The 12,790-nt window shown below is 74.3% G+C and carries 16 protein-coding genes; 6 read left to right on the forward strand and 10 right to left on the reverse strand.

Annotated features, from left to right (window positions below; translation table 11 throughout):
- Positions 1 to 13: 13 nt before the first annotated feature.
- From ACSURM_RS11700 to ACSURM_RS11710, 3 genes are all read right to left on the reverse strand, one after another.
- A complete protein-coding gene (locus ACSURM_RS11700) occupies positions 14 to 1,021 on the reverse strand; it encodes a methionine synthase (protein ID WP_436954933.1) in 1,008 nt (335 codons plus the stop codon).
- 73 nt (positions 1,022 to 1,094) lie between these two features.
- Positions 1,095 to 1,793 (reverse strand): SDR family oxidoreductase, encoded by a 699-nt coding sequence (locus ACSURM_RS11705; RefSeq protein ID WP_436954934.1) that lies wholly within the window; start codon positions 1,791 to 1,793, stop codon positions 1,095 to 1,097.
- A gap of 7 nt (positions 1,794 to 1,800) precedes the next feature.
- On the reverse strand, positions 1,801 to 2,340 hold the full coding sequence (locus tag ACSURM_RS11710) for a TIGR00730 family Rossman fold protein (protein ID WP_436954935.1): 540 nt from the start codon (positions 2,338 to 2,340) through the stop codon (positions 1,801 to 1,803).
- A gap of 65 nt (positions 2,341 to 2,405) precedes the next feature.
- Between ACSURM_RS11710 and ACSURM_RS11715 the strand changes: the two genes are divergently transcribed.
- Both ACSURM_RS11715 and ACSURM_RS11720 read left to right on the forward strand, forming a co-directional pair.
- Positions 2,406 to 2,729, forward strand: coding sequence for a DUF427 domain-containing protein (locus tag ACSURM_RS11715; RefSeq protein WP_436954936.1), 324 nt, complete (start codon positions 2,406 to 2,408; stop codon positions 2,727 to 2,729).
- A 63-nt stretch (positions 2,730 to 2,792) separates the two neighbouring features.
- Positions 2,793 to 3,575, forward strand: a complete 783-nt coding sequence (locus ACSURM_RS11720; RefSeq protein WP_436954937.1) for an alpha/beta fold hydrolase — start codon at positions 2,793 to 2,795, stop codon at positions 3,573 to 3,575.
- An 82-nt stretch (positions 3,576 to 3,657) separates the two neighbouring features.
- On the opposite strand, the gene mnmA is transcribed toward ACSURM_RS11720, so the two are convergent.
- Complete coding sequence (gene mnmA, locus ACSURM_RS11725; protein WP_436954939.1) at positions 3,658 to 4,791, reverse strand: tRNA 2-thiouridine(34) synthase MnmA; 1,134 nt, start codon at positions 4,789 to 4,791, stop codon at positions 3,658 to 3,660.
- 82 nt (positions 4,792 to 4,873) lie between these two features.
- On the opposite strand from mnmA, the gene ACSURM_RS11730 reads away from it, so the two are divergent.
- Positions 4,874 to 5,608 carry an N-acetylmuramoyl-L-alanine amidase gene (locus ACSURM_RS11730; RefSeq protein WP_436954940.1) on the forward strand — a complete coding sequence of 245 codons (735 nt, stop codon included), beginning with the start codon at positions 4,874 to 4,876 and terminating at the stop codon, positions 5,606 to 5,608.
- Here ACSURM_RS11730 and ACSURM_RS11735 read toward each other — a convergent pair.
- The 3 genes from ACSURM_RS11735 to ACSURM_RS11745 all read right to left on the reverse strand — a co-directional run bounded on the left by ACSURM_RS11735 (position 5,601) and on the right by ACSURM_RS11745 (position 7,396).
- Positions 5,601 to 6,770, reverse strand: a complete 1,170-nt coding sequence (locus ACSURM_RS11735; protein WP_436954941.1) for a cysteine desulfurase family protein — start codon at positions 6,768 to 6,770, stop codon at positions 5,601 to 5,603. The genes ACSURM_RS11730 and ACSURM_RS11735 overlap by 8 nt on opposite strands.
- Before the next feature lie 127 nt (positions 6,771 to 6,897).
- Positions 6,898 to 7,179 (reverse strand): DUF4190 domain-containing protein, encoded by a 282-nt coding sequence (locus ACSURM_RS11740; protein WP_436954942.1) that lies wholly within the window; start codon positions 7,177 to 7,179, stop codon positions 6,898 to 6,900.
- A 52-nt stretch (positions 7,180 to 7,231) separates the two neighbouring features.
- Positions 7,232 to 7,396, reverse strand: coding sequence for a hypothetical protein (locus ACSURM_RS11745; RefSeq protein WP_189998400.1), 165 nt, complete (start codon positions 7,394 to 7,396; stop codon positions 7,232 to 7,234).
- 145 nt (positions 7,397 to 7,541) lie between these two features.
- Between ACSURM_RS11745 and ACSURM_RS11750 the strand changes: the two genes are divergently transcribed.
- On the forward strand, positions 7,542 to 8,168 hold the full coding sequence (locus ACSURM_RS11750; protein WP_436954944.1) for a TetR family transcriptional regulator: 627 nt from the start codon (positions 7,542 to 7,544) through the stop codon (positions 8,166 to 8,168).
- Between the two features lie 68 nt (positions 8,169 to 8,236).
- Here the strand turns inward: ACSURM_RS11750 and ACSURM_RS11755 are convergent, their stop codons facing one another.
- Complete coding sequence (locus ACSURM_RS11755) at positions 8,237 to 9,214, reverse strand: helix-turn-helix transcriptional regulator (protein ID WP_436954946.1); 978 nt, start codon at positions 9,212 to 9,214, stop codon at positions 8,237 to 8,239.
- Between the two features lie 162 nt (positions 9,215 to 9,376).
- Here ACSURM_RS11755 and ACSURM_RS11760 point away from each other — a divergent pair, with 162 nt between their 5' ends.
- The gene (locus ACSURM_RS11760) at positions 9,377 to 9,958 is read left to right on the forward strand and encodes a TIGR03086 family metal-binding protein (protein ID WP_436954947.1); all 582 of its coding nucleotides are present in this window, start codon (positions 9,377 to 9,379) and stop codon (positions 9,956 to 9,958) included.
- On the opposite strand, the gene ACSURM_RS11765 is transcribed toward ACSURM_RS11760, so the two are convergent.
- Entirely contained in the window at positions 9,945 to 10,805 is an 861-nt protein-coding gene (locus ACSURM_RS11765; protein ID WP_436954948.1) for a thioesterase family protein, read from the reverse strand. The genes ACSURM_RS11760 and ACSURM_RS11765 overlap by 14 nt on opposite strands.
- 147 nt (positions 10,806 to 10,952) lie before the next feature.
- Between ACSURM_RS11765 and ACSURM_RS11770 the strand changes: the two genes are divergently transcribed.
- Complete coding sequence (locus tag ACSURM_RS11770; protein ID WP_436954949.1) at positions 10,953 to 12,206, forward strand: alpha/beta hydrolase; 1,254 nt, start codon at positions 10,953 to 10,955, stop codon at positions 12,204 to 12,206.
- Here the strand turns inward: ACSURM_RS11770 and ACSURM_RS11775 are convergent.
- Positions 12,115 to 12,774: a trimeric intracellular cation channel family protein gene (locus tag ACSURM_RS11775; RefSeq protein WP_436954950.1), complete on the reverse strand. Its 660-nt coding sequence runs from the start codon at positions 12,772 to 12,774 to the stop codon at positions 12,115 to 12,117. The genes ACSURM_RS11770 and ACSURM_RS11775 overlap by 92 nt on opposite strands.
- Between the last annotated feature and the right edge of the window lie 16 nt (positions 12,775 to 12,790).

The raw sequence follows: 12,790 nt of genomic DNA on the forward strand, positions 1-12,790 counted from the left end.
GTGTTGTCCTCCGTTACTCAGGGTTGTCCGCGAGGGATCTCGCCGCCCGGACGCAGTGGGCGAGCGCCCGGCGCGCGTAGGCGGGGGACGCCCCCGCCAGACCGCACGCCGGGGTCACCGTGACCGCCTCCGCGAGCAACCCCGGATGCAGCCCCAGCCTGCGCCACAGCGTCCTGACACCCATGACGCTACCGGCCGGGTCTGACAACGGGCCGTCCGTGCCCGGCACGACACCGGCGAACAGCCGGGTGCCCGCCTCGACGGCCTCGCCGATCAGCTCGTCGTCACGCTCGGTGAGCAGCGCGGCGTCGAAGGAGACGGCCGCCGCGCCGGCCCGCCGCAGCAGCGCGAACGGCACGTCCGGGGCACAGGAGTGCACGGTCACCGGCCCGCCGCCGGCCGCCGCGACGACGTCCCGCAGCGTGGCCTCCACGACCTGCCGGTCCACGGCGCGGTGGGTGCGGTAGCCGCTGGCCGTGCGGACCTGCCCGCGCAGCACGGAGGTCAGGGAGGGCTCGTCGAGCTGGAGGACGAGCCGGGCGCCCGGGACGCGCCGCCGCACCTCGGCCAGGTGCAGCCGCAGCCCCTCGGCGAGCGAGGCGGCGAGGTCCCGGCAGGCACCGGCGTCCGACAGGGCGGCCTCGCCGTTCCTCAGCTCCAGCGCGGCGGCCAGTGTCCACGGCCCGACGGCCTGCACCTTCAGATCGCCCTCGTAGCCCTGGGTGAACTCCTCCAGGGCGTCCAGGTCCTCCACCAGCCAGGACCGCGCCCGCCTGGTGTCCCGGCCGGGCCGGTCCCCGATCCGCCAGCCGCTGGGCTCCACGCGCGCGTACAGCTCGACCAGCATCCCGGCGGTCCGGCCGATCATGTCGGCGCCCGGACCGCGCGCGGGCAGCTCCGCGAGGAACGGGAAGTCCTCGAAGCTGCCGGTGACGGTCTTGGCGGCCTCCCGCGCGTCGGTGCCGGGCAGGGAGCCGACGCCGGTGGCTCCCGGGAACCTGAACTGGCTGTTTTCGCTCACCAGGGAAGCCTACGGAACCCGGGACGCCCAGTGGTACGCCCGGTGCGCCCAGCGGTACGGGCCGGGCCCCCGGTCAGCGGCCGGGGCGCACCGACAGGTCGTTGACCTCGGCGTCCCTCGGCAGGTCCAGGGCCATCAGGATCGTCGTGGCGACCGACTCGGGGTCCATCCACTTCTCCGGGTCGTACTCCTTGCCCTCCTGCTGGTGCACCTTGGCCTGCATGCGGCTGGCGGTGCGGCCGGGGTAGACCGAGGTGACGCGGACGCCGTTCGCGTGCTCCTCCTGGCGCAGGGCGTCGGCGAGGGCCTTCAGGCCGTGCTTGGAGGCGGCGTAACCGGACCAGCCGGCATGGGCGTTCAGTCCGGCCCCGGAGTTGACGAAGACCACGTGGCCGCGGGTTGCCCGCAGCTGCGGCAGGAAGTGCCGGGTCAGCTCGGCCGGGGCGATCAGGTTGACGTTCAGCTGGTGGTGCCATGCCTTCGGGGTGAGGTCGCCGACCCCGCCCAGCTCGACGACCCCGGCGATGTGCAGCAGGGAGTCCACCCGGTCCGGGAGCGACTGGTGGGAGAACGCCCAGGAGAGCCTGTCCGGGTCCGCGAGGTCGCCGACCAGGGTGCGGGCGCCGGGGAAGTCCGCCGCCAGCTCCTTGGCGCGGGCCGCGTCGCGCGCGTGCAGCACGAGGTCGTCCCCGCGCGCGTGCAGCCGGCGCGCCACGGCCGCGCCGATGCCGGAACCGGCCCCGGTGATCACATGAGTAGCCATGGGGCCCATGCTCGCATCAGTGCCCGGCGGCCTGCTCCTCCAGGTAAGCCAGGGCAGCGGCGGGCTCGTCGGCGAAGAAGACCAGCTCGGCCAGCGGGCGGGGCAGGAAGCGCTCGGCCTCCATGCGGCGGAACTGCTCGCGCAGGCCGTCGTAGAACCCGGCCGTGTTCAGCAGCACGACCGGCTTGTGGGTGCGGCCGTGCTTCTTCAGCTCCAGGATCTCCGTGGCCTCGTCCAGGGTGCCGGTGCCGCCCACCATGATCACCACGGCGTCGGCCTTCTCCAGCAGCAGCTTCTTGCGCTCGGCGAGGTCGGCCGCGATGATCATCTCGTCGGCGCCGGGCCGCGCCTTGTTCGCCAGGAACTCCACGGAGACGCCCAGCAGCCGGCCGCCCGCCTCCTGCACGCCGTCGGCGACCACCTTCATCAGACCGGTGTCGGAACCGCCCCAGACCAGGGTGTGACCGGCCTTGCCGATCAGTTCCGCGAACTCGCGCGCGGGACGCGTGTAACGCTCGTCGAGGTCGGCGGCGGACAGGAAGACGCAGATGTTCATGGCCTATACCGTACGGTGCCCGCGCCGTGCGGGAAGAAGCGCGGCCCGTCCGGCGCTGTTCCGGTATGACCGATGGACACACGATCACGATCCAGAAGAGCGAGCGGCACGTGCGCGCGGTGCGCGACGGCCAGGTGCTGGCGGAGACCGACCGTCCGCTGGAACTGCGCGAGACGGGCTGTCCGGTGCGGTACTACATCCCCGCCGAGGACGTGCGCCTCGATCTGCTGACCCCCTCCGACACGCACACCGTCTGCCCCTACAAGGGCACGGCGTCCTACTGGTCGCTGCCGGACGCGGCCGACGTCGTCTGGGCGTACCCCGAGCCCAAGCCCGAGATGGCCGAGCTCAAGGACCACTACTGCTTCTACGACACCGAGGTCGCATGACCCTGCCCGGCACCGCCGTGTCGTGACCGGTGAGCGGGGTGCCGTGCGGCAGTCTGCACGGCCATGGACAAGAAGACGACTTCCCGCGACGGCACCTCCCTCGCGTACCACGTGACCGGCCACGGGCCCACGGTGATCCTGGTGAGCGGAGCGATGTCCACCGGCGGCACCCTGCTGCCCCTGGCCGAGCGCCTCGGGCGGCGCTGCACGGCCGTCGTCTACGACCGCCGGGGCCGCGGCGAAAGCGGCGGCACGGCGCCCTACGCGGTCGACCGCGAGGTGGAGGACCTGGCCGCGCTCGTCGACGCCGTGGGCGGCGACGCGGCGCTGTTCGGGGTCTCCTCGGGCGGCGCGCTGGTGCTGCGCGCGGCGGCCGAGGGGGTGCCGGCGACCAGGGCGGCGGTGTATGAGGTGCCGTACGCCGACCACCTGGCGGACGGCGCCGCGCGCGAGGCGGCCTACAAGGAGCGGCTGACCGAGGCGCTGGCCGAGGGCCGGCGCGGGGACGCGGTGGAGCTGTTCCTGCGCCAGACCGGTCTCGGCGAGGAGATGATCCAGCGCGCCCGCCAGTCCCCGATGTGGGCCGGGATGGAGACGCTCGCGCCCAGCCTCGCCCACGACGACGCCGTCATGGCCGACGGCCTGCTCCCCCGGGACCTGCTGGCCCGCGTCCCCGTACCCGTCCTCGCGCTCGCCGGCGGGGCGAGCCCGGAGTGGATGCGCCGCGCGGGCCAGGCGGTCGCGGAGGCCGTGCCGCAGGGCACGTACCGGGTCCTGCCGGGCCAGACCCACATGGTGGAGTCGGATGTGCTGGGGCCGGTGCTGGCGGAGTTCTTCGCGGGGTAGCCCCGCCAGGAAGGACACGGGGCAGCCCTGCCGAGAAGGACACGGGCAGCCCCGCCGGGAAGGACAGGGCGGCCCGTGCGGCTCAGACCGCCGCCGACGCCGTCGCGCGCGTGGTGGACGCGATCGTCGCCGAGCCCACCACGCGCGTGCCGTCGTAGAGCACGATCGCCTGGCCGGGGGCGACGCCGCGGACCGGCTCGGCGAAGGTGACGCGCAGCTCGCCGTCCACGGATTCGGCGGTGACCTCGGTCTCGCCGCCGTGCGCGCGGAGCTGAGCGGTGTAGGTGCCGGGACCGGTGGGGGCGGTGCCGCACCAGCGGGGCCGGATCGCGGTGAGGGCGGTGACGTCCAGCGCCTCGGCCGGGCCGACGGTGACCGTGTTGGTGACCGGGGAGATGTCCAGGACGTAGCGCGGCTTGCCGTCCGGGGCCGGGGTGCCGATCCTCAGGCCCTTGCGCTGGCCGATGGTGAAGCCGTACGCGCCCTCGTGGGTGCCCAGCTTGCTGCCGGACTCGTCCACGATGTCGCCCTCGGCCTTGCCGAGCCGCTTGGCCAGGAAGCCCTGGGTGTCGCCGTCGGCGATGAAGCAGATGTCGTGCGAGTCGGGCTTCTTGGCCACGGCCAGCCCCCGGCGCTCGGCCTCCGCGCGGATCTCCTCCTTGGTGGTGGCCGTGTCGCCGAGCGGGAACATCGCGTGCGCGAGCTGCTTGTCGTCCAGCACGCCGAGGACGTACGACTGGTCCTTGGCCATGTCGGAGGCGCGGTGCAGCTCGCGGGAGCCGTCCTCCTTGACGATCACCTTGGCGTAGTGGCCGGTGCACACCGCGTCGAAGCCGAGGGCCAGCGCCTTGTCCAGCAGCGCCGCGAACTTGATCTTCTCGTTGCAGCGCAGGCACGGGTTCGGGGTGCGGCCGGCCTCGTACTCGGCGACGAAGTCCTCCACGACGTCCTCGCGGAAGCGGTCGGCGAGGTCCCAGACGTAGAACGGGATGCCGATGACGTCGGCCGCGCGGCGGGCGTCGCGCGAGTCCTCGATGGTGCAACAGCCCCGCGCGCCGGTTCGGAAGGACTGCGGGTTCGCGGAGAGCGCGAGGTGGACGCCGGTGACGTCGTGGCCGGCCTCCGCGGCACGCGCGGCGGCGACGGCGGAGTCCACTCCGCCGGACATGGCGGCGAGGACGCGGAGGGGGCGGGTGCGCTGCGGGGTGTCAGTCATAACCCTTCCAGGGTACGGGGGCGCGGGAACGAGCGTGCGGGGGTGCGGGAACCCGGCCGGCCGGTTGTCCGTTGACGGTCACATGGGGGCGACTTCGGGTTCGGCGGCGGGGGCGGGCACGGGACCTCCGGCGGGCGACGGGGACCGGCGGCTGGGGCGGCGGGCGTTGCTGGTCGGCGGGGTCGCGGCGGCCGTGGGCACGGCGCTGCTGGCCCGCGAGGAGCTGTCCCGGTCGTGGTGGCGGCTGCCCGGGGTGGACAAGCCGCGGCCGGCTGGCGCGGTGGACTTCCGGGGCGCGCGCTGGGTGGCGGCCTCGGCGGCGAACTACCGGCGGGCGGACCGGCCGGCCGACTATCCGGTGGACCGGGTGGTCGTCCATGTCACCCAGGGCGGGTACGCGTCGGCGGTGCGGGCCTTCAAGGACCCCGGGCACGGCGCGGCGGCGCACTACATCGTGCGCCGGGACGGGCGGATCACCCAGCTGGTCCGCGAGCTGGACGTGGCCTTCCACGCGGGCAACCGGCAGTACAACGAACGCAGCGTCGGCATCGAGCACGAGGGCTTCGTGGAGGATCCCGCGTCCTTCACGGACGCCCTGTACGCGGCCTCGGCCCGGCTCGCGGCCGCGATATGCGGGCGGTACGGCATCCCCGTGGACCGGGAGCACATCATCGGGCACCACCAGGTGCCGGGCACGGACCACACGGACCCGGGGCCGCTGTGGGACTGGGAGCGGTACATACGCCTGGTCGGCGACGAGCGCGCCGAGCCCCCGCCGGCCGCGTCCCCGGCCTCGCGGGGCGATACGGCTAGGTGAGGCCGGCCGCGCGGGCGCGTTCCACCGCAGGGCCGATCGCCTTCGCCACGGCCTCGACGTCCGCCTCGGTGGAGGTGTGGCCGAGGGAGAAGCGCAGGGTGCCGCGAGCCAGGTCCGGGTCGGTGCCGGTGGCGAGGAGGACGTGGCTGGGCTGGGCGACGCCCGCGGTGCAGGCGGAGCCGGTGGAGCACTCGATGCCCTGGGCGTCCAGCAGGAGCAGCAGGGAGTCGCCCTCGCAGCCGGGGAAGGTGAAGTGCGCGTTGGCGGGGAGCCGGCCGCCGGGGGCCGGGTCGCCGCCGAGGATCGCGTCCGGTACGGCGCCGCGCACGGCGTCGACCAGCCGGTCGCGCAGGCCGCCGACCTCCCGCGCGAACCGCTCCCGCCGCTCGGCGGCGAGCCGCCCGGCGACGGCGAAGGAGGCGACGGCGGGCACGTCGAGGGTGCCGGAGCGGACGTGCCGCTCCTGGCCGCCGCCGTGCAGGACGGGTACGGGGGTGTGCTCACGGCCGAGCAGCAGGGCGCCGATGCCGTACGGGCCGCCGATCTTGTGGCCGGAGACGGTCATGGCGGCGAGGCCGGAGGCGGCGAAGTCGACGGGGACCTGCCCGAACGCCTGCACCGCGTCGGCGTGCAGCGGGACGCCGAACTCGGCCGCGACGTCGGCGAGTTCACGGACCGGCATGATGGTGCCGATCTCGTTGTTGGCCCACATCACGGTGGCCAGGGCGACGTCGCCGGGGTCGCGGGCGATGGCCTCGCGCAGCGCCTCGGGGTGGACGCGGCCGTGGGCGTCGACGGGGAGGTACTCGACGGTGGCGCCCTCGTGCTCGCCGAGCCAGTGCACGGCGTCGAGGACGGCGTGGTGCTCGACGGGGCTGGCGAGGACGCGGGTGCGGGCGGGGTCGGCGGCGACGCGGGACCAGTACAGGCCCTTGACGGCGAGGTTGTCCGCCTCGGTGCCGCCCGAGGTGAACACGACCTCGCTGGGGCGGGCGCCGAGCGCTTCCGCGAGGGTTTCGCGGGCTTCCTCGACCGTGCGGCGGGCCTGCCGGCCGGACGCGTGGAGGGAGGAGGCGTTGCCCGTGATGCTCAGCTGGGCGGTGAGCGCCTCTGCCGCCTCCGGGAGCATCGGGGTGGTCGCGGCGTGGTCGAGGTAAGCCATGGTGAGGCCGATTCTACGGCTCCCCCGCGGCCGGGCCGGGCCGCGAGGGGGGTTGGCCGGGACGCGCCCCGCTCCGGGTCCCGCGGACCCGGCGGGCGGCTCGGCCGGCGGGGCGGGGTCCCGCTCCTCACAGGCTCCAGGACACCGTCCCCGTCGCCTCCATCGACACCACCAGGACCACCAGGTCGGCGATGCCCAGGGTGAGGCCCAGGCAGGCGCGGCCCCGGCGGGCCGTGCCGCGCCAGAGGGCGGCCGCGGCGAGGGCGATGGCGATCGGGCCGAGGAAGAGGTTGAGGACGAGCAGACCGAGGAGGCCGAGGATGAAGGACGCGACGGCCATGCCGTCGGCGTCCCTGACGCGCGGACGCGTGTCGCTGCGGCCGGTGCGGGCCGGTGCGGTGAGGTGCATGGTGCTCAGCTCCCGGAAAGACTGCGCGACGGTCGGTCGGACGGCGTGACGGTCAATCGGACGACGTGCGGCGGCGGCCGTGGCGCTCGCGGAGCGCGAAGACGCCGAGCCAGACGGCGATGACGGCGGCCAGGACGGCGCTGACGGCCGGCGGCACGTGGGCCACGGTGCCCAGCACCACTCCGAGCAGCATGAGCGCGGCGACGAGGAACAGCATGGGATCGAATCCCCCCTCCGGTATGCCTCGTGTTCAGCCGGTGTGAAGTTTGGGTGAACAGTTGTAGTAACAGTTGTTCACTGAGTTCGAGTCTAGCGCTTCTCGCGGCTTTCCAATTCCGGAGAACAGTTGTTAACTGGATGACATGAGTCACACCCTCGGCATCCGGCAGGCCCAGAAGCAGAAGACCCGGCAGGCGTTCCTCGACGCGGCGCTCGCGCTGCTGGAGGAGCAGAGCCTGAGCAGTCTGGGCCTGCGCGAGGTCACCCGGGCCGTCGGGGTCGCCCCGACCGCCTTCTACCGGCACTTCCGCTCGACCGCCGACCTCGGGGTGGCCCTGGTCGACGAGGCGCTGGGCAGCCTGCATCCGATGGTGCGGACGACGGTGTCCACCACGGGAGACAGCGAGGAACGCATCGCGCGCGCCGTCGAGCTGATCGCCCGTCATGTGGCCGAGTACCCCGCACACGTGAGGTTCATCGCCCGCGAACGGCACGGCGGCGTGCAGCCCGTGCGGGAGGCCATCCGGGCCCAGCTGCACCGGTTCGCCGAGGAGGTGCGGGCCGAACTGGCCAAGGACCGGGAGGCCGAGGGCTGGAGCGAGGACGATCTGCTGATGCTCGCGCACCTCTACGTCGACCAGATGCTCATCACCGCCTCGCTGTTCCTGGAGGCGCTGGAGGCCCCCGCGGACGAGCGGGAGCGGGTGACCCGGCTCGCCACCCGCCAGCTGCGGCTCATCACCCTCGGCCGCGCCCACTGGCTGGACTGAACCGCCCCGCGCGCCGGGCCCGTTCGGCCCTTCCCGGCACCCGGCCCCGCCCGCGCGCACCGCCCCGCTCAGTCCTCCCCCGGCCCCGCCTCCCCGTACAGCGCCAGCACCGCACGCGCCCCCGCCACCAGCTCCGCACGCGCCTCGGGCGGGTCCAGGACCTCCACCCGGTCGGAGAACGCGAGGAGTTGGCGTACCGCCCGGAGCGCCGGGTAGGCCAGCCGCGCGGTGACCCACGGGCTCTCGCCGTCGTCCTCGGGCTCCGCCGTCAGCTCGGCGGCGGCCATCCGCCGGAACAGGTCGGCCCGTTCGCGCCGGACCCGCACGGTGACCTCGACCCCGGCCTCCCGTTCCTCCACCCGCCGCCGCAACTCCTCCCAGACGACGGCGAGTTCCACGCCGGGCCGGCGCCGTACGGGCTCGTCCAGCAGCCGCGCCCGGCGCACCCGGTCGGCCCGGAACAGCCGGGGCCGGCCACGGCGGTCGGCGACCAGGTACCAGACGCCCGCCTTGGCCACGAGGCCGTAGGGATCGACGGTGTACGTCCGCACCTCCCGCTCCCCGCTGTGCCGGTAGCGCAGCCTCAGCCGCCGGTCGGAGAAGACCGCGTCCTGGAGCACCGCGAGGTCGGCGGCCTGCTCCGGGCCGCTCTTCCAGCGGGTGGCGTCGACCAGGACCCGGCGGCTGGTCACCTCGGCGGCGGGGCGGTGCGGTGCCGGCAGCGCGGCCATGACCTTGCGCAGGGCCGAGGCGAGGGCCGCGTCCAGGCCGAGCGCGGCGTGCGCGCCCTGCGCGGCCAGCACGAACAGGGCCCGGGACTCGTCGGCGGTCAGCCCGGTGACGTCGGTGCGGAAGCCGGCGAGGAGCCCGATGCCGCCGTGCCGGCCGCGCTCGGCGTAGACCGGGACCCCGGCGGCGGACAGCGCCTCGACGTCCCGGTAGATGGTGCGGACCGACACCTCCAGCCGCTCGGCGAGTTCGGGCGCGGGCACCCGGCCCCGGGTCTGCAGGAGCAGCAGGATGGACAGCAACCGGTCGGACTTCACCGCGCCAGGGTCCCGCCGGGCGGGCCACCGTGGCAAACCTGACGGCGGATGTCAGGTTTCGGCGGGAGCGTACTCCCGAGCCGCCCCGGTGCGGCGGACCCGGCGCGCAGGCGCCCGGGCCGCCACCGCGGGCACCCGCAACCCGTGTGAAGGAAGGCCGCCATGACCACCGATCCCCGCCCGCTGTACACCCGTGCCACCGACCAGGCGGCCCGGCTCATCGCGGCCGTGCGCCCCGAGCGGCTGACCGCGCCCACCCCGTGCGCCGAGTACGACGTGCGCGCGCTGCTCGGCCACATCGTCGGCGGCACCCGCGGGGTCGCCGCCGTCGGCGAGGCCGGTACGGAGCGGGGCGAGCCGGTGACCGCCCCCGACGTGCCCGACGACGGGTGGGCCCGGGCCTACGACGAGGTCCGGGAGCGGGCGCTGAAGGCGTGGGAGAGCGACGAGCGGATGGCGTCGACGGTGACGGTGCCCTGGGGGGAGGTCCCCGGGCGGGTCGCCCTGTCGGCGTTCGTCATGGAGATCGTGGCGCACACCTGGGACCTGTCCGAGGCGATCGGCAGGCCCGTCGCGCTCGATCCCGAGCTGGCCGAGTTCTCGCTGGCCACCGCGCGGCAGGCGCTGCCGGAGGGGCCCAGGGAGGGCCGCCCCTTCGACGCGCCGGTGCCGGCCCCCGAGGGGGCCGGCGCCTACGAGCGGCTGGCGGCCTGGCTGGGGCGGCGGCCGCTCAGCCGAGCCTGACCCTGGCCAGCTGGCGGGACTGCGCGACCAGCCGGTCGGCGCTGTCCCAGACCTCGGCGTCCTCCTCCAGGAAACCGCCGGCCAGGTTGCGGGTGGTGATCGAGATCCGCAGCGGGCCGGGGGCCGGGCGCTGACGCACGTGGACGGTGAGTTCCACGGTCGGCACCCAGCCCTTCAGGCCCAGCTCGAAGGCGGTGGGCGGCAGGGCGTCCACGGCGAGGAGCAGCGAGAGCGGGTCGGCGTCGCGGCCGTCGGCGAGGCCGAACCAGGCGCGCATCTCGCCCTTGCCGGAGGGGGTGCCGAGGGCCCAGCCGGTGGTGGCGGGGTCCAGCTTGATCATCAGCCGGTCGGCGATGGCGTTGCTGCCGTCGATCGGGGCCGGGCCGTCCTCGGGGCCGAAGCACCGCTGAAGCGGGGGGATCGGCGGCGGGGTGGCCGTCGTACGGACGTCGTCGGGGAGGGCGGCGAGGTCGCCGTAGGAGGCGAGGACGCGGATGCGTTCGACCTCGTTGCCCTCGTCGTCGTACTGGAAGAGCGAGGCCTGGCCGGTGGAGAGGGTGCGGCCGGTGCGGACGGTCTCGGTGCGGACGACCGCCGGGCCGGGCCGCGAGGCGGTCAGGTAGTGGGCGGTGACGGAGAAGGGGTCCGGGTGCGGGAGGGTGTCCGCGAGCGCCCGGCCGAGCACGGCCAGCAGATAGCCGCCGTTGACGGCGCTGATGATGGTCCAGCCGGCCGAGAGGTCGATGTCGTAGACGCCGGGCTCGCGCCGGGTGACCGCGGTGTCGCGGTCGAACTCGCTGTCGCCGATCGCGGCCGGCGAGGCGGGGACGGTAGCTGCTTCTGCCATGCGCGAACGGTACAACATGTAAATACTAAGCGGTAGCTTTTCTTGGGTGCGGCGATGATCTCCTCCCCGGGTGAAGATCGGGCAATTTCTCGGCAAGTGTCCGGACACGTCCACAACCCACCGCCCCGGATTCCCCTCTATGAGGACATGAGCCTCACCGGGACTCCGTTCCTCTGCACCACCGTCCTGCTGTCCGTGGTCGCCCTGGTACTGCCGCTCGCGCTGTGGTCACGGATGCGCGGGCCCAGACCGCTGCGGGCGGCGGCCCGCGTACTGATGCTGCTGTTCGCCCAGGGCACGGCCGTCACGCTGGTCTTCGTGCTGGTCAACAACCAGAACAACCTGTACGACAACTGGGGCGACCTGCTCGGCACCGGCGACCATGTGCGGCGGGCCGCCGACCTCGGCCGGGACGGCACCGGAGGCATCGCGGTGCAGCGGCTGCCCAGGGTCCGGCAGAGCTTCCGGCCCGTCGGCGGACCCGGCATGCGCGCGGCCGGCCCCGTGCGCGTCACCCAGCTCGAGGGCCGCGTCTCCGGGGTGAACGCCGAGGTCTACGTCTGGCTGCCGCCGCAGTACGACGACCCGGCCTACCGGCACCACGCGTTCCCGGTGGTGGAGCTGCTGCCGGGCTACCCGGGCTCGGCCAAGGCGTGGTTCGGCTCGCTGCGCGCCGCCGAGCAGCTGCTGCCGCTGATGCGCGACGGCCGGGTGGCACCGTTCGTCCTGGTCGCCCCGCGCACCAATCTGCTGGCCGGCGTGGACACCGGCTGCGCCAACATCCCCGGCCGGGTCAACGCCGACAGCTGGCTCAGCATCGACGTGCCCAAGATGGTCAAGGACAACTTCCGGGTCCAGCCGGCCCCGCGCGGCTGGGCGGTGGCCGGGTACTCGGCGGGCGGGCACTGTGCGGTCAAGCTGGCCGTGGCGCACCCCGACCGGTACCGGGCCGCGGTGAGCATGTCCGGCTACAACGACCCGATCGGCGAGCGCGACTCCCTCACCGCCCGGACCCCGGCCCTGCGCGCCGCGAACAATCCCTGTTCGCTGCTGCGCGAGGCGGCCACCCCGCCGCCGGTCGCGCTGTACCTCTCCGGCCAGTCCGGCGACGGCTACCAGGCGGGCCGGGCGCTGGAGTCGGCCGCCGCGGCGCCCACCACCGTGCGCGTGGTCCACCTTCCGCGCGGCGCGGGCGGGCACACCATGGCGCTGTGGCGCCCGCAGGTCACCACCGTCTTCCGCTGGCTGACCCAGCAGATGGGCCAGGGCCACGCCACGGGGCGGGACCCCTCCGCCACCGGGGCCGCCGCTACTCCTCCGTCACCGTCGAGCGCCGGTTCCACGCACGCGGCGCCCGCCAGTGGAACCGCATCGCGAGCAGCCGCAGCGCGAACGCCGTGAGCGCCGCGAATCCGCTGGTGAGCGGGGTGAGGATGTCGTACCGGATGCACAGCACCACCATCGCGGAGCCCACGATCGCCGGGACCGCGTACAGGTCGCGGTCCCAGCGCAGCAGCGAGGGCACCTCGTTGGCCAGCACGTCCCGCAGCACACCGCCGCCGACGGCGGTGGCCAGGCCCAGCGTCGCCGACGCGGTCAGGCCGAGGCCGTAGCTGTACGCCTTCGTCGTGCCGCTGACGCAGAACAGGCCGAGGCCGGCCGCGTCGAAGACGAGCACCGCCGCCTGGATGCGCTCCACGTGCGGGTGCAGGAAGAAGACGACGAGCGTGGCCACCAGCGGGGTGACGAAGTACCCGAGGTCCGTGAAGGCCGCCGGCGGGACGGCCCCGATGACCAGGTCCCGGAACAGCCCGCCGCCCAGCGCGGTGACCTCGGCGAGCACGGCGATGCCGAACACGTCGAAGTTCTTCCGGACGGCCAGCAGGGCGCCGGAGATCGCGAACACGAAGATCCCGATCACATCGAGCGTGTGCTGGACGGAGGGACTGAAGAGTTGCTGGAGCTGCACCCCGACATTCTCTACC

The sequence above is a fragment of the Streptomyces sp. SudanB182_2057 genome, from assembly GCF_964272715.1.
In the GTDB taxonomy this organism is placed as follows: domain Bacteria; phylum Actinomycetota; class Actinomycetes; order Streptomycetales; family Streptomycetaceae; genus Streptomyces; species Streptomyces rubradiris.